General features: G+C 66.7%; 23 protein-coding genes. 4 read left to right on the top strand and 19 right to left on the bottom strand.

Translation table 11 applies throughout. The features are described 5' to 3' along the window. Positions 1-2: 2 nt before the first annotated feature. Together GGC47_RS20930 and GGC47_RS20925 are read left to right on the top strand one after the other, a co-directional pair. Positions 3-281 carry a hypothetical protein gene (locus GGC47_RS20930; protein WP_370955592.1) on the top strand — a complete coding sequence of 93 codons (279 nt, stop codon included), beginning with the start codon at positions 3-5 and terminating at the stop codon, positions 279-281. After that, a complete protein-coding gene (locus GGC47_RS20925; protein ID WP_142022752.1) occupies positions 278-763 on the top strand; it encodes a YbaK/EbsC family protein in 486 nt (161 codons plus the stop codon). The genes GGC47_RS20930 and GGC47_RS20925 overlap by 4 nt, the downstream gene beginning before the upstream one ends. Before the next feature lie 3 nt (positions 764-766). On the opposite strand, the gene GGC47_RS20920 is transcribed toward GGC47_RS20925, so the two are convergent. Beyond that, a complete protein-coding gene (locus GGC47_RS20920; RefSeq protein WP_142022751.1) occupies positions 767-1,570 on the bottom strand; it encodes a DUF72 domain-containing protein in 804 nt (267 codons plus the stop codon). Positions 1,571-1,826: 256 nt separating this feature from the next. Then, entirely contained in the window at positions 1,827-2,654 is an 828-nt protein-coding gene (locus GGC47_RS20915) for a LuxR family transcriptional regulator (protein ID WP_185748005.1), read from the bottom strand. A 121-nt stretch (positions 2,655-2,775) separates the two neighbouring features. Here GGC47_RS20915 and GGC47_RS20910 point away from each other — a divergent pair, with 121 nt between their 5' ends. Next, positions 2,776-3,903, top strand: coding sequence for an aminotransferase class I/II-fold pyridoxal phosphate-dependent enzyme (locus tag GGC47_RS20910; protein WP_113254323.1), 1,128 nt, complete (start codon positions 2,776-2,778; stop codon positions 3,901-3,903). A gap of 18 nt (positions 3,904-3,921) precedes the next feature. Here GGC47_RS20910 and GGC47_RS20905 read toward each other — a convergent pair whose 3' ends face one another. The 17 genes from GGC47_RS20905 to GGC47_RS20825 form a co-directional block, all read right to left on the bottom strand. After that, positions 3,922-4,716, bottom strand: a complete 795-nt coding sequence (locus GGC47_RS20905; RefSeq protein ID WP_133561031.1) for an inositol monophosphatase family protein — start codon at positions 4,714-4,716, stop codon at positions 3,922-3,924. Positions 4,717-4,742: 26 nt separating this feature from the next. Further along, entirely contained in the window at positions 4,743-5,426 is a 684-nt protein-coding gene (locus GGC47_RS20900) for an ABC transporter permease (protein WP_142022749.1), read from the bottom strand. Next, on the bottom strand, positions 5,423-6,121 hold the full coding sequence (locus tag GGC47_RS20895; RefSeq protein ID WP_142022748.1) for an ABC transporter permease: 699 nt from the start codon (positions 6,119-6,121) through the stop codon (positions 5,423-5,425). Before GGC47_RS20895 ends, GGC47_RS20900 begins: the two co-directional genes overlap by 4 nt. A gap of 103 nt (positions 6,122-6,224) precedes the next feature. Beyond that, positions 6,225-7,043 (bottom strand): transporter substrate-binding domain-containing protein, encoded by an 819-nt coding sequence (locus tag GGC47_RS20890; RefSeq protein WP_112761629.1) that lies wholly within the window; start codon positions 7,041-7,043, stop codon positions 6,225-6,227. 506 nt (positions 7,044-7,549) lie between these two features. After that, a complete protein-coding gene (locus tag GGC47_RS20885) occupies positions 7,550-8,755 on the bottom strand; it encodes a pyridoxal phosphate-dependent aminotransferase (protein ID WP_142022747.1) in 1,206 nt (401 codons plus the stop codon). A 21-nt stretch (positions 8,756-8,776) separates the two neighbouring features. Continuing rightward, on the bottom strand, positions 8,777-10,702 hold the full coding sequence (locus GGC47_RS20880; RefSeq protein ID WP_051987902.1) for a methyl-accepting chemotaxis protein: 1,926 nt from the start codon (positions 10,700-10,702) through the stop codon (positions 8,777-8,779). Positions 10,703-10,770: 68 nt separating this feature from the next. Continuing rightward, positions 10,771-11,472 carry a ribonuclease activity regulator RraA gene (locus GGC47_RS20875; protein ID WP_142022746.1) on the bottom strand — a complete coding sequence of 234 codons (702 nt, stop codon included), beginning with the start codon at positions 11,470-11,472 and terminating at the stop codon, positions 10,771-10,773. Positions 11,473-11,515: 43 nt separating this feature from the next. After that, positions 11,516-12,301 carry an SDR family oxidoreductase gene (locus GGC47_RS20870; protein WP_142022745.1) on the bottom strand — a complete coding sequence of 262 codons (786 nt, stop codon included), beginning with the start codon at positions 12,299-12,301 and terminating at the stop codon, positions 11,516-11,518. Positions 12,302-12,329: 28 nt separating this feature from the next. Continuing rightward, the gene (locus GGC47_RS20865) at positions 12,330-13,355 is read right to left on the bottom strand and encodes a 5-oxoprolinase subunit C family protein (protein WP_142022744.1); all 1,026 of its coding nucleotides are present in this window, start codon (positions 13,353-13,355) and stop codon (positions 12,330-12,332) included. Then, positions 13,352-14,083 (bottom strand): 5-oxoprolinase subunit B family protein, encoded by a 732-nt coding sequence (locus GGC47_RS20860; protein ID WP_142022743.1) that lies wholly within the window; start codon positions 14,081-14,083, stop codon positions 13,352-13,354. The genes GGC47_RS20865 and GGC47_RS20860 overlap by 4 nt, the downstream gene beginning before the upstream one ends. Then, entirely contained in the window at positions 14,080-14,838 is a 759-nt protein-coding gene (locus tag GGC47_RS20855) for a LamB/YcsF family protein (RefSeq protein WP_142022742.1), read from the bottom strand. Before GGC47_RS20855 ends, GGC47_RS20860 begins: the two co-directional genes overlap by 4 nt. A gap of 70 nt (positions 14,839-14,908) precedes the next feature. Next, positions 14,909-15,616, bottom strand: coding sequence for an ABC transporter ATP-binding protein (locus GGC47_RS20850; RefSeq protein WP_112761623.1), 708 nt, complete (start codon positions 15,614-15,616; stop codon positions 14,909-14,911). Next, positions 15,606-16,340 carry an ABC transporter ATP-binding protein gene (locus GGC47_RS20845; protein ID WP_142022741.1) on the bottom strand — a complete coding sequence of 245 codons (735 nt, stop codon included), beginning with the start codon at positions 16,338-16,340 and terminating at the stop codon, positions 15,606-15,608. The genes GGC47_RS20850 and GGC47_RS20845 overlap by 11 nt, the downstream gene beginning before the upstream one ends. Continuing rightward, complete coding sequence (locus GGC47_RS20840; protein ID WP_429068660.1) at positions 16,337-17,350, bottom strand: branched-chain amino acid ABC transporter permease; 1,014 nt, start codon at positions 17,348-17,350, stop codon at positions 16,337-16,339. The genes GGC47_RS20845 and GGC47_RS20840 overlap by 4 nt, the downstream gene beginning before the upstream one ends. A gap of 2 nt (positions 17,351-17,352) precedes the next feature. Then, positions 17,353-18,231 carry a branched-chain amino acid ABC transporter permease gene (locus GGC47_RS20835; RefSeq protein WP_038362683.1) on the bottom strand — a complete coding sequence of 293 codons (879 nt, stop codon included), beginning with the start codon at positions 18,229-18,231 and terminating at the stop codon, positions 17,353-17,355. Positions 18,232-18,256: 25 nt separating this feature from the next. After that, on the bottom strand, positions 18,257-19,513 hold the full coding sequence (locus tag GGC47_RS20830; protein WP_038362681.1) for an ABC transporter substrate-binding protein: 1,257 nt from the start codon (positions 19,511-19,513) through the stop codon (positions 18,257-18,259). 68 nt (positions 19,514-19,581) lie between these two features. Next, entirely contained in the window at positions 19,582-20,397 is an 816-nt protein-coding gene (locus GGC47_RS20825; protein WP_370955652.1) for a putative hydro-lyase, read from the bottom strand. Positions 20,398-20,672: 275 nt separating this feature from the next. On the opposite strand from GGC47_RS20825, the gene GGC47_RS20820 reads away from it, so the two are divergent. Beyond that, complete coding sequence (locus GGC47_RS20820) at positions 20,673-21,560, top strand: LysR family transcriptional regulator (RefSeq protein WP_112761620.1); 888 nt, start codon at positions 20,673-20,675, stop codon at positions 21,558-21,560. Position 21,561 lies beyond the last annotated feature (1 nt).

Genomic DNA, 21,561 nt, shown 5'->3' with positions numbered 1-21,561 from the left:
CCATGCATACCATCAAGGTCATCGGCGTCGGCTTCGCGCTGCTCGGCATCCTGCTCGTCCTGGCGCCGCGCCTTTCGATCTCGGCGGGGAGGCCGATTCCCTTCGCGGTGAAGCTGTTCCTGCCGCTCTGGTTCGCAGGCGCGCTGATCAATCTCTGGATCGGCGTTGCTCGGGCAGGCTATACCGTGATGGAGGAAGCGCCGATCTTCCTCATCGTCTTCGGCGTGCCGGCCATCGCCAGCTTGCTGATCCTGTGGCTGACCTCGCGAATTGCCCGATGAGCCTCGAATCCGTCCGCGCCTTCTTCGCCGAGCACGCTCCCGACATCGCCGTCATCGTGACGGCTGAGAGCAGCGCCACCGTCCCGCTCGCCGCTGCCGCTCATGGCGTCGAGCCAGGCCAGATCGCAAAGACGCTCTCGCTGCGCATCGGCGACGAAGTGGTGCTGGTCGTCACCCGCGGCGATGCCCGGCTGGACAACCGCAAGGCCAAGGCCGCGCTCGGCGGCAAGCCGCGCATGCTCGGCCAGGACGAGGTCGAGGCGCTGACCGGCCATCCTGTCGGCGGCGTCTGCCCCTTCGGGCTCGCCACGCCGCTCAAGGTCTATTGCGACATCTCGCTCAAGGCCTTCGACATCGTCGTGCCGGCAGCAGGCTCGACCCATAGCGCACTGCGCATCACGCCTGAGCGCATGGCCGAGCTGACGCAGGCCGAATGGGTCGATGTCTGCCAGGAAGTGGCGCAGGCGGCAGCGGCAGAGTAGAACTCAGCCCATGGTCCGCGCGATCAGCTCCATCGCGGCGGCCGGATTGCGCACCTTGTCGCCGCTGATGACATAGAGAAACACGTCGCGCTTCTCGACCTTGGCCGGTGGGCCAATGGATTCCAGCCCCTCCGGCACGCCGCCTTCCGCCCAGACCCGCGCGGCCTTGGTCCAGCGCGCGAGACCCGCTTCGGAATAGCCCTTCGGCTCGGCCTCCTTCGTCCCCATGATCCGCGCATAGACGAAGGGCGCGGTCACATCGGCGATCTGGGTGTAGTCGGCATCGGCGGAGGTGATCGCAGCGACGCCGTATTCGCGCAGCAGCGCGATGAAGTCAGGCGTCCGGAAGCTGTCATGCCGCACTTCGACCGCATGACGCAGCCTGATACCGTCCAGTTCCTTGGGCAGCAGCTTGAGGAAGGCTTCGAAATCTTCGCGATCGAACTTCTTCGTCGGCATGAACTGCCAGTTGATCGGGCCGAGCTTGTGCCTGAGCTCGGTCAGCCCGCTGGTCAGGAATTTCTCGACCGAAGGCCCGGCCTCGGCCAGGACGCGCCGGTTCGTGCAGAAGCGCGAGCCCTTGAGCGCGAAGACGAAATCGTCAGGCGTCTCCTCGCGCCATTTGGCGAAGCTCTCCGGCTTCTGCGAGCCGTAATAGGTGCCGTTGATCTCGATGGAAGTCAGCTTGCTCGCGGCATATTCGAGTTCGCGCTTCTGCGGCAGGCCGTCCGGGTAGAAAGCCCCGCGCCAGGGCTCGAAGACCCAGCCGCCAATGCCGATATGGATCGCTCCCGCCGCGTTCGCCATGATGTTCCTCCGAAGATGAGCGATTTTGCCTGCGACAGCGGGAGCGCGCCACCCGCTTTCAGACCAGAGCGGATGCTAAGGCGCCAGGCGCGCCAAAGCTGTCAGGATCGGGCGCGTCTGTGGACACCGTCGAGGGATGAGCCATGATCGCTTCATCGCGGATTGGAGCCTTCCGGATGCCGAATGAGGCGGATCGCATCAACCGACATGTCGGCGCTCGGCTCGCGCCGCTGCGGCGCGACGGGCGACACAGGTGTCAACGTGACGGTGTCAGTTCCATCGAATAGTTGGCGTCCAAATGCTTGAGGTAGAGGCTGAACAGCTGCGCCTGGGTGGAGATGTTCAGCTTTTCATAAGCATTCTTGCGGTGCGTCTTCACTGTCGCCAGCGAAATACCGAGTTGGGCGGCTATCGATTCCGATGAGTATCCGCGAAGGACGAACTCCAGCACTTGGCGCTCACGCACGCTGATCTTGCCTTCTCCGAACGCGGCCGGTCCGGCCGAGCTCGTCCGCTGTTCCGAGAGATCATCGCTGGCTCGATTGCGGCGCCAATAGCTGCCAAAGCAAGCGGTCAAGAGGGCCAGCTCGTCCTCGATCGCAATGAGGTCCGCGTCGCTGAAGTCGCCGTTGCTGCGGTAGCGGTATAGCGCGAACTCGACCGTCTCGTCTGGCCCGAGCCGGATGGCGACGTCGATCTCAGCCAGACCTTCCGGCCAATCGCGTGTCACATAGCCGATTTCTTCGTTGCTCGTGACCTTGATCCGGTAGTCATTATAGAACTCGCTTTGGAAGAATATATCGGGCGCGAGATCGCGAATGCGATAGACGCCCGAGGCCAGTCCGTTCCGTTGCGCCTGGAAGAATGGGTTCAGCGCATAGGTCTTCTGCAGATATTCGCGGATGCCCTGCTTGGCCTTGCCGCCCACGAAGTTATCGAAGACGTAGATCGGCGCGAGCTCGCGCCGGTGCACGAAGATCGTCGCGGCATCGAATGCGACACGCTCGCCGAGATGGCTGACCAGCGCTTCTGGAAAATCGCTTCGGTCGATCGCCGTTACGAGCCGGGCCGCACGGTCGTTCATATCCCGCATACGTCTCCATCCGCTCTGCCGACGCTATCCCTCTCTGGGAGGATAGGCGAGATCGAGCCGCTGTCACTAAGAAGCAAGCACGAACGCAAGCCAACCACAGCGGATGACGCACATGAAATATGCACGCATGGTCATCGAGAAGGAAGCGCCGGAGGAGTACGGCTACGACCGGATCCGCTTCAACCTTTCGGAAAGCTCGATCCGCGACCAGAGCCTGCACGAGCTCGGCGCCACCTTCCCGGACCTGACGCTGTTCTACGGCGAACATCGCGGCGAGGCGAGGCTGCGCGAGCTGGTCGCGGGACAGGGCGCGGGGCTGACGCCTGACGATATTCTCATCACGGCCGGCGCGGCCGGCGCGCTTTTCATCATCGCCACGACGCTTCTGTCGCGCGAGGACCATCTCGTCGTTGTGCGCCCGAACTACGCGACGAACATCGAGACGCCCAAGGCGATCGGCTGCGAGATCAGCTATATCGACCTGTCCTTCGAGGACGGCTTCGCACTCGACATCGCACGCGTCGCGGCCGCGATCCGGCCCAATACACGCTATGTCAGCATCACCTGCCCGCATAATCCGACCGGCACCCTGATGCCGGAAGCCGATCTTCGCCGTCTGATCGCGCTCGTCGAGGAGAAGGGCTGCCGCCTCCTCGTCGATGAGACCTATCGCGACCTGTCCTATGGCGAGCAGCTGCCGATCGCAGCCAGCCTGAGCAAGAGCGTGATCAGCGTTTCGTCCCTGTCCAAGGCGTACGGCATCCCGGGCATCCGCATCGGCTGGATCGTCACGCGCGATCCGGCGCTCTACGAGACCTTCCTCGCCGCCAAGGAGCAGATCGGCATCTGCGGCAGCGTCGTCGACGAGTGGCTCGCGCGCACGATGCTGGAAAAGCGCGACGCCTTCCTGGACGCGCTTTCGCCGGTCATGCACCGCCGGCTCGACATCATGCGGGACTGGGCGAAGAACGATCCGCTCATCGAGTGGGTCGAGCCCAAGGGCGGCGTCGTCTGCTTCCCGCGCATGAATGTGGGCGCCGATTTCGACTTCGACGCCTTCTACAAGACTCTGCTGGAGAAGCACGGCACCTATGTCGGGCCCGGTCATTGGTTCGAGATGCCGCGCAGCCATTTCCGGATCGGCTTCCTGTGGCCGCTGGAAGAGGAACTGCGCGGCGGCCTGGCGGCCATCTCGGCCGCCATCCGGGAGACGGCGCCCGGCCTCGTCGCCGCGGCCTGAGAGCCGCCGGCTCGCTGTTCAGGCCACCATCGCCCGCGCCATGGTGGCCAGGACCTCCTCGTGCAGCGTCGGGGTCGCGCAGGCGACGAAACGCGTGCCGGAGGTCAGCCCGAGCGGTCTGCCCTCCCAGTCGCTGATCGCGCCGCCCGCCGCACGGATGATCGGGACGAGCGCGCAATAGTCGAACGGATCATGCCCGCCCTCGATGCCGATGTGGAGCGCACCGCTGGCGAGCCGGGCATAGCCATAGCAGCCCGCACCATAGACGCACCAGGCGACACCCGATCGCACGGCCGCCACCCCGCGACGCTCCCTGTCGTCATAGGGCTCGGGGCTGGAGGTGAACAGCAGGCTCCCTGACAGGGTGCTGCGCTTGGCGGTCGTCACAACCACGCCGTTGCGCAGCGCGGGACTGCCGTCGGCGGCGCTCCAGCGCTCGCCGGTCATGGGATGGTCGATGATGCCGAGCACGGGCATGCCGTTTCGCGTGAGCGCGATCAGCGTCCCGTAGAGCGGAATTCCGGCGATGAATTGCTTGGTTCCGTCGATCGGATCCAGAACCCAGACCCACTCGCTGTCGAGATTCGTGGGCGCGAACTCCTCGCCGAGAATGCCGTGTTCAGGATACTCCGCTGCGATCGCGGCGCGCAGAGCGGTCTCGATCTCGCGATCGATCGCCGTCACTGGGCTGGCGTCGCCCTTGGTGTCGAAAGCGCGGTTCTCGCCCGCGACACGTCGCAGGATCGCGCCGCTGCAATCGGCGAGGCGGTGGGCGAAGGGCAGGAAGTCGGCAGGGTGGGCTTGGGCTGACATGGTCGATCTCGCTGGGCGAAAGACGGTCACCGCTGCGCATAACGACCCAGCCGCGCCTCCAGGCGCGAGACCAGCGTCTGCATCAGGAAGGTCAGGGCCAGATAGATCAGCGCGGCCGCGATGAAGATCTCGTAGGGGGCGAAGGTCTCGGCGACGATAGAGCGGGCGACACCCGTGACATCGAGCAGCGTGACCGTGCTGGCAAGCGCAGTCGATTTCATCAGGCTGACGACCTCGTTGCCATAGGTCGGCAGGCAAAGGCGGGTGACGATCGGCACCGTGACCAGGCGCAGATGGTGGAAGCGGCTCAGGCCCAGCGCCCATGACGCCTCCTTCAGCCCCTTGCCGATGCCCAGCATGCCGCCGCGGATGATCTCGGCGACATAGGCGCCGTTGTTCAGCGACAGCGCCAGGCACATGCACCAGAACGGCTCGCGCAGGAACGGCCACCACGGCCCGCTGCGCACGAACTCTGCCTGAGGCAAGCCGAAATAGATCACGAAGAGCTGCACCAGCAGCGGCGTGCCGCGGAAGAAATAGACATAAGTCTCGGCCGGCCAGCGCAGAAAGCGGGTGGTTCGCGCCCAGCTCGTGACGATGGCGATCACGAGGCCGGAGACCAGCGAGATGCCGAGCAGCTGAAGGGTCATTCCGAGCCCCGCCAGCAGCTGCGGGAAACTCGTCAGCATGAGCGCGATGTCGAAGCTCATCGCGAGACCGTCATGAAATGGTTGGCTCGGCGCTCAAGATGACCGGTACCCAGGGTGATGATCGTCGTGAAGCCGAGATAGATCAGCGCGACCGCGAAATACATGGCGAAGGGCATGGAGTTGGTCGAGGCGGCCATGTCGGCGGTGAACATGATTTCCTGCAGACCGATCACCGAGATCAGGGCCGTGTCCTTGACCAGCGAGTTCATGTGATTGCCGAAGCTCGGCAAGGCGAGGCGCCACATCTGCGGCAGGCGGATCAGGAAGAAGACCTGCAAGCGTCTGAGACCCAGCGCCTGCGCGGCCTCGACTTGCCCGCGATCGACGCCGAGAAAGGCGCCGCGGAAGGTCTCGGTGGCGGCCGCTCCGACGATCAGGCTGATGGCGAAGGCACCGGCCCAGAAGGGCGAGAGATCGACAAAGCGGGTCTGCGGCCAGACGAGCTTTACCAGCGCCGTCAGGGTCACCGCCGAGCCGAAATAGATCAGCAACAGCAAGAGGAATTCCGGCGTGCCGCGGAAAACCACCGTGTAGGCATCGGCGGCGACCTTCGCGGCGCGATTGCCCGACAGCTTGGCGCTTGCCCCCAGCAACCCCCAGATCACGGTCAGGACGAGCGAGACCAGGAAGACGAGGAGGATGACCAGTGTGCCTTGCATGAAGGCCCCGCTCCAGCGCCAGAGCTCCTCGAACATGGTGATCCTCTTGGGTGGCGGGGGCTTGGGATGCTCGGCAGGCGAGCGGCCGCCACAGCAGGCCGGGAGCCGAAAGGCCCAGCTTGCCGTGGCGGGGATCGTCTCAATTGGTCGAGGCGGGCTTCCAGTCGCGCGGATAGATCGGGAACGGGAAGTACTTCTTGCTGAACGTATCCAGCGTGCCGTCCTCGGTCATCGCGGCGATCGCCTTGTCGACCTTGGCGAGCAGCGCTTCGTTGCCTTTGCGCAGGCCGACGCCGGCACCGGCGCCGAACAGCTTGTCGTCGGAGACTTCAGGCCCGACGAAGCCGAAGCCTGCGCCGTCCGGCTTGCTGAGGAAGGCGTCATGCGCCTTCATCGGGTTCGTCATGATGGTGTCGACGCGCCCGGCCTTGATGTCGAGGAACAGCGCTTCAACGGTGTCGTAGCGCATGACGTTGGCGCTCGGCATCTTGGCCTTCAGCCAGTCGTCATAGGTGGTCGAACGCTGCAGGCCGACCTTGATCGACTTGAAGCCTTCCGGGTTGAGCGACCCGTCCGGGTTGAACAAGGCGAGCTTGGCGCCCGTCGGAGCGACGAAGCGGCCGACCGAGATGCGATACGGGCGCGAAAAATCGAGCTTCTTCTGGCGCTCCTCGGTGATGCCCATCGAGGCCACGATGAGATCGAATTTGTTGGCGAGGATCGCCGGGATCATGCCGTCCCATTTCTGGCAGACGAACTCGATCTTGTCGCCGAGGCGCTTGCCGATCTCGTTGGCGACGTCGACGTCGTAACCGGCATAGGCCCCGGTCGAATCGCGATAATTGAACGGGAATGACGTGCACTCGATGCCGACCTTGAGCTCGTCAGCCTGGGCCGTCGTTATCCCCGCCGACAGCCCCATTATCGCTGCGAATAACCATTTGACGCTGATCTTCATGATTGTCCCCTTTTTCTTAGGCGGCAGTCACGGTGCGAAAGTTCGTTTCGAGCTGCAGCCGATACCCGAGACTAATCACCAGATCGGCAATGAACCTATCATCCCAGAGGTTGATGCACTGCAGCAGCCGGGGCACGTCCCGCCACGAGCTCTAGCTTAAGAGGTGTTCGATCCAGTCCGCGAAGACGTGGAGGCGACGCGACAGGCGCCTGCACCTCCGGCGTCGCCCCGGCGACCCTGTACAACGCGATGACAGATTTAGCTTCATCGATCCGTTCGGCACCCGCGCCGCGCCCTGGCCGACGGGTCAATGCCTTGCTCTACGGCATCTTTGCCTGGATCCTCTCAATATCCCCGTGATCGAGGGAGCCTTCTCCGCAACAACGCTTAGCAGTCAAAGCGAACGTTAAGCGTCGCCGTCAGGCCACATCCCTGAGAGCAGGCTGAGCCGGATATCCACGCCGGTGCGCATGTCGCCGGCAGCTGCGGCCGGCGCGTTCATGCCGCTAAGCTTTCAGAGCAGCGCAGGCCGCCGCGATGCGCGCGCAGGCCGCGTGCAGCCGGTCCGTCCCGGTCGCGAAGGAAATCCTGAAATAGGGCTCCAGCCCGAAGGCGACGCCGGGCACGGCCGCGACATTGGCGTCTGAGAGCAGATAGTCCACGAAGTCGGCGTCGTTGGCGATCACCCGCCCATCGGGACGCTTGCGGCCAATCAGCCCGGCGCAGGACGGGTAGAGGTAGAACGCGCCTTCCGGCGTCGCGCAACTCAGCCCCTCGATATGTGAGAAGGCCTCCAGGCAGAGATCGCGGCGTGTCTGAAAGACGGCGTTGCGTTCGGCCAGGAAATCGAGCGGCCCGGTCAGAGCCGCCACGGCCGCCGCCTGCGAGACCGAGCTCGGATTGGTCGTACTCTGCGATTGCAGCGTCGCCATCGCCTTGATGAGTTCTGACGGTCCTCCGGCGAAGCCGATGCGCCAGCCGGTCATGGCATAGGATTTGGAGACGCCATTGACCGTGAGCGTGCGCGAAAACAGGCGGGGCTCGACAGCGGCGATGGTGGCGAACTGCCAGCCATCGTAGCGTAGGTGCTCATACATGTCGTCGGTCAGGACATGCACGGCGGGAAAGTCGAGGAGAACCTCCGCCAGTCCCTTCAGCTCGGCGGCAGAATAGCCCGCCCCGGTCGGGTTGCTTGGCGAGTTCAGGATCAGCCATTTCGTCCGCTGGCTCAGCGCTGCGCGCAGGATGGCGGGGGTGAGCTTGAAGCCGCTAGCCTCGGGGCACAGCGGGATGACCGGCGTCCCGCCTGCCAGCCGCACCATATCCGGATAGGACACCCAATAGGGCGCGGGAACGACCACCTCGTCGCCGGCATCGAGCGTCGCGCACAACGCATTGTAGATCACCTGCTTGCCGCCCGTGCCGACGCTGATCATCGACGCGTCGTAGTTCAGCCCGTTCTCGCGCCTGAACTTGGCAGCGACGGCCGCCTTGAGCTCGGGCGTGCCGTCGACATCGGTGTACTTCGTCGCGCCCTTGTCGATCGCGGCCTTGGCGGCGGCCTTGATATGGTCCGGCGTGTCGAAATCGGGCTCGCCCTGCGACAGGCCGATGATGTCCTTGCCCTGGCGGCGCAGCTCCGCCGCAGTGCGGGTGATGGCGATGGTCGGCGAAGGCTTTACGGCCTTCAGCTTGGAGGAAAGCAGGCTCATCGAAGGCAGTCCTTTGTTGTTTTAAGCGCCGGGCGTCGCGGAACGGACCAGGGCGAGGCGCGGCGGCATGACCGCCGCAGAGCCGCTGCCGATCGTGAACGTCGCGATCAGCGTGTCGAGGCGACGCGTCTCGTCCGCCAGGACGGCGGCGGCGGCCGCGTTCTTCTCGGAGAGCGCGACGTTCTGCTGGGTGATGCCGTCCAGATGGGTGACCGCCTGATTCATCTCCTCGATGCCGTGCGCCTGCTCGTGCGACGCGGTCGAGATTTCGGAGACGGTGTCGGCAACCTGCTTCGAGGCCGCGACGATCTGCTCGAAGGTCGTCCCGGCCGAGCGCACCAGCTGCGCCCCCTGCCCGACCTCCTGCGTCGCCGTCGCGATCAGGCGCCCGATATCCTGGGAGGCCGTGCCGGAGCGCTGGGCCAGGGTGCGGACCTCCGAGGCGACGACGGCAAAACCCTTGCCGGCATCGCCGGCGCGGGCCGCCTCCACGGCGGCGTTGAGCGCCAAGAGATTGGTCTGGAAGGCGATGTCGTCGATCACGCGGCTGATCTTGGCGATCTCCGCGCTGGCCTGCTCGATGCGCTCCATCGCCTGGACCGCATCGCGCACGATCGTGCCGCCCTGGGCCGCGACATTGGCGGCATCGCCGGCGGCGAGCGCGACCGTCGCGGCGAAATTCGCGCTGATCTTCACGGAGGCCGCCAGCTCCTCGGTGGTCGCTGCGGTCTCTTCGAGCGAAGCGGCCTGCTCCTCGGCGCGCCGCGAGAGCTCATCGGCTCCCGCATGGATGTCGCGCGCGGCCGAAGAGACCTGCGCGGTCGAGGACTGGATGCCGGAGAGCACCTGCGACAGGCGTGCGACCATGTCGTCGACCGAGCGGTCGAGTTCGGCGAAACGGCCCTGATGGCGGGTCGCAACAGAGCGCGTCAGGTCGCCCTTGGCGATGGCGGCCAGCGCCTCGGAGAATTCGGACACCACGCGGTCGACGACGGCGTTGATCTCGTTGATGCCGCTGACGAGCTTCTGCATCTCGGCATCGGCATGCTCGATCCTCAGCCGGGCGCTGAAATCGCCGGCCGCGGCGGCGGCGACGACGGCGCCGACATCGTTGACGATGGCGATCATCGATTCCGCGCGGGCCGATCTCTCGGCGGCGGCGGCGCGCTCCTGGGTTTCGAGAGCGCGGACGCGCACGAGATTGTCGCGGAACACCGACAGCGCCGCCGCCATCTCGCCGATCTCGTCCTTGCGCTGCTGCGCCGGGATCGCCGCGTCGAGGTGGCCCTCGGAGATCTCGCCCATCGCCTGGGTGATCTGGCGCACCGGCCGCGCGATCGAGCGGCCGATGCCGAACGAAACCGCGCAGCCGATGAGGATCACGATGGAGACGAGGATCAGTGCGCGGCTGGCCGCGCCAGCCATGGTGCTTTCCATCTCCGGCCCGACGATGGCAGCGCGCTGCTCCAACGCCGCGGCCGAGTGCTTGATCGCGGCGGAGCTGTCTTCGCCAATCTTGAGCAGCGCCTGGGCCGCTTCGGATTGGAGGCCGGCGCCCTTCAGGATCGCGATCTGCGCGATATAGCTGCCGAGCCCCTCATCCAGCGTACCGACCAGGGCCGCGACGCCGCCGATGTCGGCCGCAGCCTTCGCCACCGCGATGCTGGCGAGGCTGGCCTTCGCCGCCGTTTCGGCTTCGTCCAGCTTGCTCGGGTCGAGCGAGAGGCCGAACGCCTCGCCGGCAAGGCGCGCATCGCCGAAGCTGGCCTGCGCTGCGGCAAGCCCCGCCGCGGCGGTGGTGACCGAGCGGTAGCGCTGGAACAGCGCCAGCGAATCGCGGGCCGACGCGATGGCGAACCAGCCCAGCACGGCGGACATCGCCAGAACGAACAGGAATCCGGCGGCGATCCTTGCCTGAAGTGTCACGCGCCCCTGCAATGCCGCCATCTCTATCCCCCGCCCTCATGTCGCCGATGGCGGCGTGACCGCCGCCATCGCAGCCCCCAATGCCGGGCTCAGCCCTTCTTGGTCGCCTCGTAGCGCGCCTTGTTCTCGGCATTGGGCGGATAGAGGCCCGGCAGGGCTGCGCCCTTCTCGACCTCGCTCATGATCCAGCCCTCGAGCCGCTCCTGCTCCGGGGCGAGCTCGACCACCGCGTCGACCAGCGCGGCCGGAATCAGCACGGCGCCGTCATCGTCGACCACGATCAGATCATCCGGATAGACGGCGACGCCGCCGCAGGCGATCGGCTCCTGCCAGTTCACGAAGGTCAGCCCAGCCACGGAAGGCGGCGCCGCGGCCCCCTGGCACCAGACCGGCAGCCCGGTTCCGAGCACGCCGGCAACGTCGCGCACCACGCCGTCCGTGATCAGCGCGGCGACGCCCTTCTTGGCCATGCGCGCGCAGAGGATGTCGCCGAAGATGCCGGCATCGGTCACGCCCATCGCATCGACGACGGCGATGCAGCCTTCCGGCATCGCCTCGATGGCGGCGCGGGTCGATCTCGGCGAGGACCAGGATTCCGGCGTGGCGAGGTCCTCGCGCGCCGGCACGAAGCGCAAGGTGAAGGCGCGGCCGACGAGACGCTTCTGGCCCGGCTTCAGCGGCTTGGTGCCGCGCAGCCAGACATTGCGCAGGCCCTTCTTGAGCAGGATCGTGGTCAGGGTCGCGGTGGTGACCTGCGACAGGATTTCGATGATCTTGGCGTCGTTGGACATGGGGTCGTACTCGCTCGTTGCTTTGCGATGGGATGAAGGGTGATCAGATGCTGGCGATCAGGCCGCCATCGACGCGGATCACGCTGCCGGTGAGGTAGGAGGCCCGCTCGGACGCCAGGAAGGCGACGGTATCGGCATATTCCTCGGGCCGGCCGTAGCGGCCGAGCGGGATCGAGCCGGTGCTCTCCGCCGAGACCTCCTCGACGCTGCGGTTCTCGCGCTTGGCCTTGGCCTCGTCGAGGAAGCGGATGCGGTCCGTGGCGATCCGACCGGGCAGGATGATGTTGCTGGTGATGCCGTCGCGGCCGACCTCGCGCGCCAGCGTCTTCGACCAGCCGACCAGCGAGAGCCTGAGCGCGTTGGAGACGCCGAGATTGGGGATCGGCGCGACCACGCCGGACGAGGTCGAGGTGACGATGCGGCCCCATTGACGTACGCGCATGCCGGGCAGGACCCGATCGGTCAGCGCGATCACCGACAGCACCATGGACTGGAAATGCTTCGCCCAGAGCTCGCTCGGCTGGCCGGAGGCCGGGGTCGGCGGCGGTCCGCCCGTATTGTTGACCAGGATGTCGACCGGGCCGAGCGCCTGCTCGATGAGCGAGACATTGGCGTCGATGACGGAAAGATCCCCGAGATCCCAGAGCAGGGCCTCGGCGGTGCCGCCCACGGCTTCGATCGCATCCGCCGCCCGCTCCAGCGCCGCGGCGTCGATGTCGGCGAGCGCGACCTTCACGCCCTCGCGGGCCAGCGCAAGGCTGATCGCGCCGCCCAGTCCGCCGCCGGCGCCGAGCACCAACGCCGTCTTTCCCGATATGCCGAAATCCATCAGAAACTCCCGATGATGCCGCGTCAGGTCATGCCTGCGCATGGGCGTCGACATAGCCGTCGACGAGATTGAGTCCGAGCAGGAACTCGGAGGTGAAACGGGTGCGGATCAGCGGCTCGACCGGAATCGCGCCCGCCAGGAACGCCTGCTCCTCCGCCCGCGCGGCGACGGCCTCGGCATGCGACACTCTGCGAAAGCACAGGGTGCTGCCCGGCCGGGCCTGCGCCAGGCGACCGAGATCGGGGCCGATGATGGTCGCGATCTTGGGGTAGCCGCCGGTCGACTGCCGGTCCGCCATCAGGATGATGGGCTGTCCTTCGCCGGGCACCTGAATCGCGCCCATGGCGATGCCGTCCGAGGTGATGTTGTAGCCGCGCAGATGGGTCAGCTTCGGCCCTTCGAGGAAGCAGGCCATGCGGTCGCCGCGCGCCGAAACCGTCCAGGGCCCGGCCAGGAAGGAGGCGATCTGGTCGGGGGCGAAGAAATCGTCCTGCGGCCCGAGGATGACGCGGATCGTCTCGGCCGGGCGCTCCAGCAGCGGCGCCTGGATCGCCCCCGCCGCGACCGACACCCTGGCCGGCGTGCCGGTCGCGAGCCTGTCGCCGGCCGCAAGCGCGCGCCCTTCGAGGCCGCCGATGCCTGTGCGCGTATGGGTCGAGGCCGAGCCCAGCACGAGCGGCAGGTCGAGCCCGCCGGCAACCGCGAGATAGCACCAGCACCCGGCCGCCCCGGCCCTGAGCCTCAGCTGGACTCCAGGCTCGAGACGCACAACCACGGCCGGCGGCAGGGCCTGCCCGTCCAGCGTCGCGGAAAAGGCGCCGCCCGCGACCGCGACGGTCAGCGGCGCCTCCTCGGCCGTGATCTCGATGCCGCCCAGCGAGACTTCGATGGCGGCCGCGCCGGCCGGATTGCCCAGCGCCCGGTTCGCGACCGCATGGGCGAGCGGATCCATCGGCCCCGCCCCGGTCACGCCATAGCGCAGATAGCCGTGCCGGCCGCCATCCTGCACGGTGGAGCCCGGGCCTGCCGAGAGGATGCTGAGCGTCCCGGTCATTGCCCCTGCCTCCGGGCCACCACCTCGCCGGCCTCGACGCGCCGGTCGAGCGCGGCGAAGGTCGCGGCATCGATGGGCTCGAAGCGGATGTCGTCGCCGGGCTCCATCAGGAAGGCGCTGGCGCGCTCGGGCGCATAGAGGCGTTCCGGCGTACGCCCGACCACGTACCAGCCGGTCGGCATCGAGAAGGTGGCAATGGCGCTAAGCCCGCCGCCGACGAGCACGACCTTGCTGTCATGCGGCGGGCGCGGCTTCGTCCGCCGCGAGATCGCGATCTCGTCGGGCAGACCGCCCAGATAGGTGAAGCCCGGCGCGAAGCCGTACATATAGGCGCGATAGGTGGCGCCCGCATGGATCTGCGCCGCTTTCTCGGCCGGCATGCCCATGATCTCCGCCATTTCGGCGAGATCCTCGCCATGCGGCGCCTCGTAGCAGCAGGGCACCGTCCACAGCACGGCCTTGCGCGCGCGTGTCTTGGGAGCCGACAGCCGCTCCTCGACCATCCCGACCAGCGCGTCGCGGGTGATCTGCAACGGGTCGTAATGGATCATCAGCGAGCGATAGGTCGGCACCAGCTCGCGCAGACCCGTGGGCGCCGCCTCCGCGAGCGCGGCGTCGAGCGCGAGCACGCGGTCGCTGACTGCCGGGTCGACGCCGCTGCCGAACTCGACGACCAGCGCGGCTTCCCCCGCATCGAGAAAGCGCGGCGTGGCGTCCGAAGCGCTCATGCGAAGGCCGCGAGCGTGATGCCGGCCCGTTCCAGCGCCTTGCGCACATGGCGGGCCATCGTGACCGCATGGCTGGAATCGCCGTGCACGCAGATCGACCTGACCGGCGTCGGCAGGCGCTTGCCCGTCGCGGTGACGATGACGCCTTCGGTGACCATCTCGATGACGCGGGCAGCAGCCTCCTCATGATCGGTGATCATCGCGCCGGGCTTGCTCCGCGCGATCAGCAACCCTTCATCGGTGTAGCCGCGATCGGCGAAGATCTCCTGATAGGTCGTCAGCCCTGCCGCCTCGCCGGCCGCGACCTGCGCGGTCAGCGCCGTCGCCAGCAGGGCGAGGCTGGGATCGACCGCCTTCACCGCTCGCGCGATCGCATCGGCGACCGGGCGCTCCTCGCAGGCGATGTTGCCGAGCGCCCCATGCGGCTTCACATAGCTGATGCGGTGGCCGGCATAGGCCGCCAGCGCCTGCGCCGCGCCGAGCTGATAGGCGACGAGGCGCTCGATCTCTCCGGTCGAGAACGGGATGCGCCGGCGCCCAAAACCCCAGAGATCGGGAAAGCCGGGATGCGCGCCGATCGCCACGCCGCGCTCGCGCGCCACCGTGAACGCCTTCGCCATGATCTCCGGATCGCCCGCATGCAGGCCGCAGGCGACATTCGCCGAGGTGACGATGCCCAGCATGGCCTCGTCGTCGCCGCAGCTATAGGCCCCGAAGCCCTCGCCCAGATCGGCATTGAGATCGACGGACAGCATGGCCCACCCCGCTTGGTTGAATTGCCGAAACCGATGAGGGCGCCGCCGCCTTGCGGCGCCCTCCTTTGCGTCACATGCCGAGATAGGCGCGCCGGATATCCGGGTTGTCGCGCACCTCGACGGCCGTGCCGGAGAGGATCACCCTGCCGGTCTGCAGCACATAGGCACGATCGGCGATCTCCAGGCTCTCGGCCAGGCGCTGCTCGACCAGGAGCACGGTCACGCCGGCCTTGCGGATGGTCTCGACCGCCGCGAAGATCTCGTCGACCAGCTTGGGCATGATGCCCTGCGACGGCTCGTCGAGCATCAGGATGCGCGGGCGTGTCATCAGCGCGCGGCCGATGGCGAGCATCTGCTGCTCGCCGCCCGACAGGGTCGCGGCGCGTTGCGGCAGGCGCTCCTTCAGCCGCGGGAACAGGGCGAAGACCTGCTCCAGCGGCTGCTCGCGATCGGCCTTGGCCCGGTGCAGATAGCTGCCGAGCCTCAGATTGTCGGAGACCGAGAGCCGCGGGAACAGCCGCTTGTTCTCGGGAACATAGGCGACGCCACGCTTGGTGATCTCGTGGCCGGGCAGCCCGCTGATCGTTTCGCCGGCGAAGGAGACCGTGCCGGAGCGGGCCTTCTCCATGCCGGAGATGGTCTTCAGCAGGGTCGATTTGCCGGCCCCGTTGGCGCCCGCCACGACGACGATCTCGCCTTCAGCCACCGTCACCGAGATGTCGGAGATCGCGATCAGCCCGTCATAGGCGGTGGTCAGGGAGGAGACTTCAAGCAGCACGGTGTCTCTCCCCCAGATAGGCGGTGATGACGGCGTCGTCGCGCACCACATCCTGCGGTTTGCCTTCTGCCAGCACCTTGCCGAGGTTCAGCACAACGGCGCGGTCGACCAGCGGCATCACGATTTCCATGACGTGCTCGACCATGACGACGGTAACGCCCTGGTCGCGCACCTTGCGCACCAGCTCGACCCCGAGCCGGGCCTCGCTCGGCGTGAGGCCGGTCATCACCTCGTCGAGCAGCAGGAGCTTGGGCTTGGTGGCGAGCGCGCGCGCCACTTCGAGGCGTCGCTTCTCGGGCGGCGTCAGCTCGCCGGCCGGCGCCGGGGCGCGCTGCTGCAGTCCGCAGAAGGCGAGCGTCTCATAGGCGACCCGGCGTGCCGCCGCGCTGCCCGGCTCCTTCGCGAAGGCGCCGACCATGACGTTGTCGAGCACGCTCATCGAGTCGAAGGAGCGCGGCACCTGAAAGGTCCGGGCGATACCGAGCCGGCAACGCGCCGGCCCCGACAGCCTGGCGATGTCCTGCCCTTCGAAGCGGATGCTGCCCTCGTTCGGCGGGAATGCTCCGGCGATGAGGTTGAACAGGGTCGACTTGCCGGCGCCGTTGGGCCCGATCAGGCCGAGGATCTCGCCGCGGCGCACCTCGACCGAGACGTCGGAATTGGCGACCAGACCGCCGAAGCGCCGCGTCACATTCTGGACGTCGAGGAGGATGTCCGTGCTCATGAGCGCGCCTCCGCCTTCTGCCTCTTGCCCTGGAAGAGGCTGAGGATGCCTTCGGGCTTGGCGAGCGCGACGAGCATGATCAGGCCGCCATAGATGATCAGGTCGATGCCCGAGCCGGAGCCGCCGAGATAGGAGCGGGTGATCTCGGTGAGCGGGATCAGGATCGCGGCGCCGACGACGGGTCCCCAGAGCGTGCCGATGCCGCCCAGCACGGCCGGCAGGGCAAAGAGCAGCGAGAAACGGAAGCTCATCACGCTCTCCGGGTCGATATAGGCCAGGAAACTCGCATAGAAGGCGCCGCCGATTGCGGTGAAGAAGGCCGAGACCGCTGCCGCCGCCATCTTCGAGTGGAAGATCTCGACGCCGAGGCTTTCGGCGGCTTCCGGATTATCCTTGACCGCGCGCCACCAATAGCCCCAGCGCGAGCCCTCGATCAGGAAGGTGACGAACCAGGTGATCGCCAGCAAGGCGAGCGCGAGATGGATATAGGGCACCTTGTCGCGCGCGAACTGGAGTGTCGCCCAGCCGTCGGAGCCGAACGGCCACTGGATGCCCAGCGCGCCGCCGACGAAGTCCCAGTTATGGACCAGCAGCAGGCCGATCTCCGCGATGACGATGGTCGCGATCGAAAAGTAATGCCCCTTCAGGCGGAAGCAGGGATAGCCGAGCAGCAGCGCGATGGCGGCCGACAGGATGCCGCCGACCAGCATGCCGCCCCAGGGCACGACGCCATAGGTGACGAAGAGCACCGAGGTGGCATAGGCCCCGATGCCGAAATAGAGCGCATGGCCGAGCGAGATCTGGCCGCAATAGCCGCCGAGGATGTTCCAGCTCTGCGAGACGGCAGCGTAGAGCAGCGTCAGCACGAGTACGTTCTGGAGATAGACGTCCTTGATCGCAAAGGGAGAGACCGCGATCGCCGCGAACACCGCGGCGGCGACGACGAGCTGGTTGCGGCGCCGCGGCAGCATGCCGAAGGCCGGAGGAAGATTCAGGGCTTCGTCCGTCATCGTCACAGCTTTCCGAACAGGCCGCTCGGCCGGATGAAGACGACGCCGAGATAGAGCGCGAAGATGCCGAGGGATTTCATGGCGGGAGGCAGGAACGCCGCGGTGAGCGCCTCGACCAGGCCGACGATGACGCCGGCGACCAGCGCGCCGAAGACGCTGCCGAAGCCGCCGAGCGCCACGGTGACATAGGCGATCAGGCCGAAGGTCGCGCCGACCTGCGGGTGGATGTAATAGAAGATCGCGAGCACCGCGCCGGCAAGGCCGACGAGCGCGGCCCCCAGCCCCCAGCCCAGCGCAAAGACGCGGTTGCGGTCGATGCCGACCAGCGCGACGGCGCCCTGGTCCTCGCGCGTCGCCTCCAGCGCCTTGCCGAAATCGGTTCGCGACATCAGCAGGTAGAGCCCGCCGAAGGCCGCGATCGAAACCAGCCCGCCGAACATCTGCGGCCAGGGCAGGAAGACGCCGCCGAGGTCGAGCGTCTTGCCGCCGAGCCAGGAGTTGCCGATGCTGCGATAGTCGGGCGTCAGGAAGTACTGGGCTGCGCCCTGCAGCAGCGTCGCCAGGCCGAAGGTCGCGAAGATCTGCACCATGCCCTGATTGGCCTTCGCGCGCATCGCGAAGCGGACGATGCCGAGATAGGCCAGCGCGCCGACGCAGAAGAGCACCGCGGCGGCGACAGGGGCGAACAGCACGGGATCGAGCGCGGTGAACAGGAAGAGCCCGAAGACGACATACATCGCCGTCATCAGGAACTCGCCATGGGCGAAGTTCACCACATCCATCAAGCCGAAGATGAGCGAGAGGCCGACTGCGATCAGGGCGTAGATCAGCCCCATGAGCAGGCCGCTCGCAAGCACCTGGAGAAGTGCTTGCGTCGTCATGCCGGATTCCTTCCTGAAGTGAGGGTCAGCCGTTCATCGGCCAGATCGCATCCGCGATCGCGACCTCGCTCGGGAAGATGGTGACGAATTTGTCGCCGAGATATTGCAGCAGAACCGGGCTGGCCTCCGGGTTCTGGCCGTCCGGCCCGTATTTCACGCGCGCCCAGGGCATGATCGTGCTCGTGCCGGGAATGTCGGTGGCGGCGAGCGCGTCGCGGACCTTCGGGCCTTCGAGCGAGCCGGCGCGGTTGATCGCCTCGGCCAGCAGCAGCAGCCCCATGAACTGGCGCGAGGTGTTGTCGTTCAGGTCGCGGGTCGAGCGCGCCTTGAACATGTCGTTGACGGTCTTGATGAACGGGCGCTTCGCCGCGAGATCGAGCGAGAAGCTGGCCCGGGTGATGGCGCCCTTCAGCTTGTCGCCGACGGCATCGTAGGTGACCTGCTCGGAGAAGCCGCTGGCCTGCGCGACGAGGTTCTTCGGCTTGAAGCCGAGCTCCGCCATCGTCTTGACCAGCAGCATCGCGTCGGTGGTGTAGGTCGAGGGCATCAGAACGTCGGGGTCGGCGCTCTTCAGCTGCTGCACCTCGGCCGTCAGGGACGGCGAATTGGTGCGGTATTTGACGTCGGCGGCGATCTTGTAGCCCCGGTCATTGGCGAGCTTGCGCTGCGTGTTCGAGGAATCGACGCCGAAGATCGTGTCCTCGAAGAACAGCCCGACGCTGTCGATCTTCTTGCCCTTCTTCTTCTGCGCGTCGAAGAAGTCAAACATCGCGGCCGAGAACATCTCGTCCTGGGCGGCCGGACGGAAGAAGAACTTCATGTTGCGGCGCTGCAGGCTCGGCGAGGAGGAGTCGGCGCACAGGAAGGGGACGCCGTAGCGCTCGGTGACGGCGCTGACCGTGGCGGAGACGGAGGACTGGTAGCAGCCGATGATGGCCGAGACCTTCTCCTGCGTGATCAGGCGCTCGGCCTCGGCCCTGCCCTTCTGCGGATCGGCCTGGTGATCGGCGAAGACGAGGCGGATCTTGGCCCCGCCCAACGCGGCAAGGCCAGCGCCCTTGGCGGCGACGAGATCGAGCTGGTGGTCGTTGTTGATGATGTCGAGCGCGGTTTCGAAGGCGTTGCGCGCGTCGATGCCAACCTGCGCGCTCGCCCCGGACATCGGGTAGATCACGCCGATGGTGACTTCCTTGGGCGCCTGCGCCCGGGACGTGCCGGGATAGGCCAGCGAGCCGGCGGCGGCAGCGGACACGCCCGCCAGGAGCAATTCTCTACGATTCATGGCTTAAACCCCTCTTTTTTGATGGCTGCGCGGCTCTTTTTCGGCCGGCAGGGTGGTGGTGGTGGAGATCAGATGACGGCGAACTCCGTGTTGCGCCGGTCGGTCACGAGCATGCAGCCGGGCGCATGGGTGATCGCGAAGGGCGGCTTCACTTTGGCGATGACGGATTGCGGGGTCACGCCGCAGGCCCAGAACACCGGCAGCTCGCCGGGCAGCACCTCGACGGCGTCGCCATAATCGGGCTGCGAGACGTCCCTGATGCCGATCAGGGCCGGGTCGCCGATATGCACCGGCGCGCCGTGCACGGCAGGGAAGCGCGAGGTGACCTGGATCGCCCGGATCGCATGGGCCGCCTTGAGCGGGCGCATGGAAACGACCATCGGGCCGCTGAAGGGGCCGGCCGGAACGCAGTCGATGCTGGTCCGGAACATCGGCACGCGCAGGCCGCGCTCGACATGGCGCAGCGGAATGCCTTCGTCGAGCAGCGCTTCCTCGAAGGAGAGCGAGCAGCCGATGACGAAGGAGACGAGGTCGTCGCGCCAATACTGGCCGACATCGCTGGTCTCGGCGACGAGCTCGCCATTCTCCCAGACGCGATAGCCCGGAAAATCGGTGCGGATGTCGAGATCCCGGCCGAGGACCGGCACCAGCGGGCTACCGACATCGGACACGCCGATGATGGGGCAAGGACGCGGATTGGCCTGGCAGAAGCGCAGGAAATCGCCGGCGAGATCGGCCGGCAGGATGGCGAGATTGCCCTGGACGAAGCCGGGAGCCAGGCCCGAGGTCGTTCCCTTCAGAGCTCCGCTGCGACAGGCGAGCCGGACCGACAGGGCCGAGCCGATGTCGAACGCGCCGGCCGCATGCTGCGATGCGGGCATCATCGTCGGCCTGCTCATCGTCTCCGCCATCCCCTCATCCCGTTCGTTGCATCATGGGCGCACCGTCCGGCGCACACGTCCAATCGTGAATCCGTATCGATCGCCATAACAGGCCGTTATGCCGGAAGGCTGGCCGGCTGCCGTCCTTCCGGGCAGACGGGTCCGTGATCGGACAGCCGCGCGGAGGCTCCGCGTCTTGTGCAGCGCATTAAATTTGACGCACCGCGAACAAAATGAAAAATGCGTTTCTCTGCTTTCAGTTTTAAGAAAAACTACAAATGGATACGCGCTTCCTGCAGACCCTGCTGACTGTCGCGGAGACGGGATCGCTCACGCGAACCGCACGGGCGCTGAACCTGACACCCTCCGCCGTGATGCAGCGGATCAAGGTGCTGGAGGGCGAGATCGGCGCGCCTTTGATCCATCGCTCGGGCAATGCGATGTGCGTGACGGCCGCCTGCGCCGCGATCCTGGAGGATGCCCGCTTCGTCGTCGGCACGGTGTCCCATATCAAGGCAGCAGCGGCGGGGCGCCAGGATGTCGGGCTGCTGCGGGTCGGCGTGATCCACACGGTGCTGAGCGGCCTCATGCCGGATGTGATGCTGGCGCTGCAGCGCAACCGGCCAGGCATCGAGCTTTACATCCTGCCGGGTACGTCGACGGATCTCTATGCCAAGCTGGCCGCCGGTGAGCTCGACACGGCCATCATCGTCCAGCCGGCCTTCGCGATGCCGAAGACCCTGGAATGGACGCAGCTGCGGCAGGAGCCGCTGCTCCTGATCACGCCGCGGGAGACCGCGGAAAGCGACCCCGGGCTGCTGCTCAAGACCGAGCCCTTCATCCGCTACGACCGCAACCATTGGGGCGGCCGCGTCGTCGAGCAATATCTGCGCTCGAAGCGCATCGTGCCGCGCGAATTCCACGAGCTTGATTCGATCGAGGCGATCACCATCCTGGTTCATAGGGGGCTCGGTGTCGCGCTCATCCCGGACTGGCTGCCGCCCTGGCCGCAGGGCGTCGATGTCCGGAAGTTGCCGATCGTGGATGCGCCGAAGCGCTCGATCGGGCTGATCTGGCCGAAGGTTTCGCGGCGTCAGCCCCTTGTCCGGGCCTTTGCCGACGAGGTCCTGTGGGTGGCCGCGCGGCTCGGGATCGACCGAGCTTGAG

It is taken from the genome of Allobosea sp. OAE752 (assembly GCF_050433265.1).
GTDB lineage: Bacteria > Pseudomonadota > Alphaproteobacteria > Rhizobiales > Beijerinckiaceae > Allobosea > Allobosea spartocytisi.
The sequence above is the reverse complement of the archived record's forward strand: the minus strand, read 5'-3'. Positions and strand labels throughout refer to the sequence as shown.

Coding starts and splice junctions, on each gene's coding strand:
- GGC47_RS20930 (WP_370955592.1), top strand. CDS start 3: ATGCATACCATCAAGGTCATCGGCGTCGGCTTCGCGCTGCTCGGCATC.
- GGC47_RS20925 (WP_142022752.1), top strand. CDS start 278: ATGAGCCTCGAATCCGTCCGCGCCTTCTTCGCCGAGCACGCTCCCGAC.
- GGC47_RS20920 (WP_142022751.1), bottom strand. CDS start 1,570: ATGGCGAACGCGGCGGGAGCGATCCATATCGGCATTGGCGGCTGGGTC.
- GGC47_RS20915 (WP_185748005.1), bottom strand. CDS start 2,654: ATGAACGACCGTGCGGCCCGGCTCGTAACGGCGATCGACCGAAGCGAT.
- GGC47_RS20910 (WP_113254323.1), top strand. CDS start 2,776: ATGAAATATGCACGCATGGTCATCGAGAAGGAAGCGCCGGAGGAGTAC.
- GGC47_RS20905 (WP_133561031.1), bottom strand. CDS start 4,716: ATGTCAGCCCAAGCCCACCCTGCCGACTTCCTGCCCTTCGCCCACCGC.
- GGC47_RS20900 (WP_142022749.1), bottom strand. CDS start 5,426: ATGAGCTTCGACATCGCGCTCATGCTGACGAGTTTCCCGCAGCTGCTG.
- GGC47_RS20895 (WP_142022748.1), bottom strand. CDS start 6,121: ATGTTCGAGGAGCTCTGGCGCTGGAGCGGGGCCTTCATGCAAGGCACA.
- GGC47_RS20890 (WP_112761629.1), bottom strand. CDS start 7,043: ATGAAGATCAGCGTCAAATGGTTATTCGCAGCGATAATGGGGCTGTCG.
- GGC47_RS20885 (WP_142022747.1), bottom strand. CDS start 8,755: ATGAGCCTGCTTTCCTCCAAGCTGAAGGCCGTAAAGCCTTCGCCGACC.
- GGC47_RS20880 (WP_051987902.1), bottom strand. CDS start 10,702: ATGGCGGCATTGCAGGGGCGCGTGACACTTCAGGCAAGGATCGCCGCC.
- GGC47_RS20875 (WP_142022746.1), bottom strand. CDS start 11,472: ATGTCCAACGACGCCAAGATCATCGAAATCCTGTCGCAGGTCACCACC.
- GGC47_RS20870 (WP_142022745.1), bottom strand. CDS start 12,301: ATGGATTTCGGCATATCGGGAAAGACGGCGTTGGTGCTCGGCGCCGGC.
- GGC47_RS20865 (WP_142022744.1), bottom strand. CDS start 13,355: ATGACCGGGACGCTCAGCATCCTCTCGGCAGGCCCGGGCTCCACCGTG.
- GGC47_RS20860 (WP_142022743.1), bottom strand. CDS start 14,083: ATGAGCGCTTCGGACGCCACGCCGCGCTTTCTCGATGCGGGGGAAGCC.
- GGC47_RS20855 (WP_142022742.1), bottom strand. CDS start 14,838: ATGCTGTCCGTCGATCTCAATGCCGATCTGGGCGAGGGCTTCGGGGCC.
- GGC47_RS20845 (WP_142022741.1), bottom strand. CDS start 16,340: ATGAGCACGGACATCCTCCTCGACGTCCAGAATGTGACGCGGCGCTTC.
- GGC47_RS20840 (WP_429068660.1), bottom strand. CDS start 17,350: ATGACGGACGAAGCCCTGAATCTTCCTCCGGCCTTCGGCATGCTGCCG.
- GGC47_RS20835 (WP_038362683.1), bottom strand. CDS start 18,231: ATGACGACGCAAGCACTTCTCCAGGTGCTTGCGAGCGGCCTGCTCATG.
- GGC47_RS20830 (WP_038362681.1), bottom strand. CDS start 19,513: ATGAATCGTAGAGAATTGCTCCTGGCGGGCGTGTCCGCTGCCGCCGCC.
- GGC47_RS20825 (WP_370955652.1), bottom strand. CDS start 20,397: ATGATGCCCGCATCGCAGCATGCGGCCGGCGCGTTCGACATCGGCTCG.
- GGC47_RS20820 (WP_112761620.1), top strand. CDS start 20,673: ATGGATACGCGCTTCCTGCAGACCCTGCTGACTGTCGCGGAGACGGGA.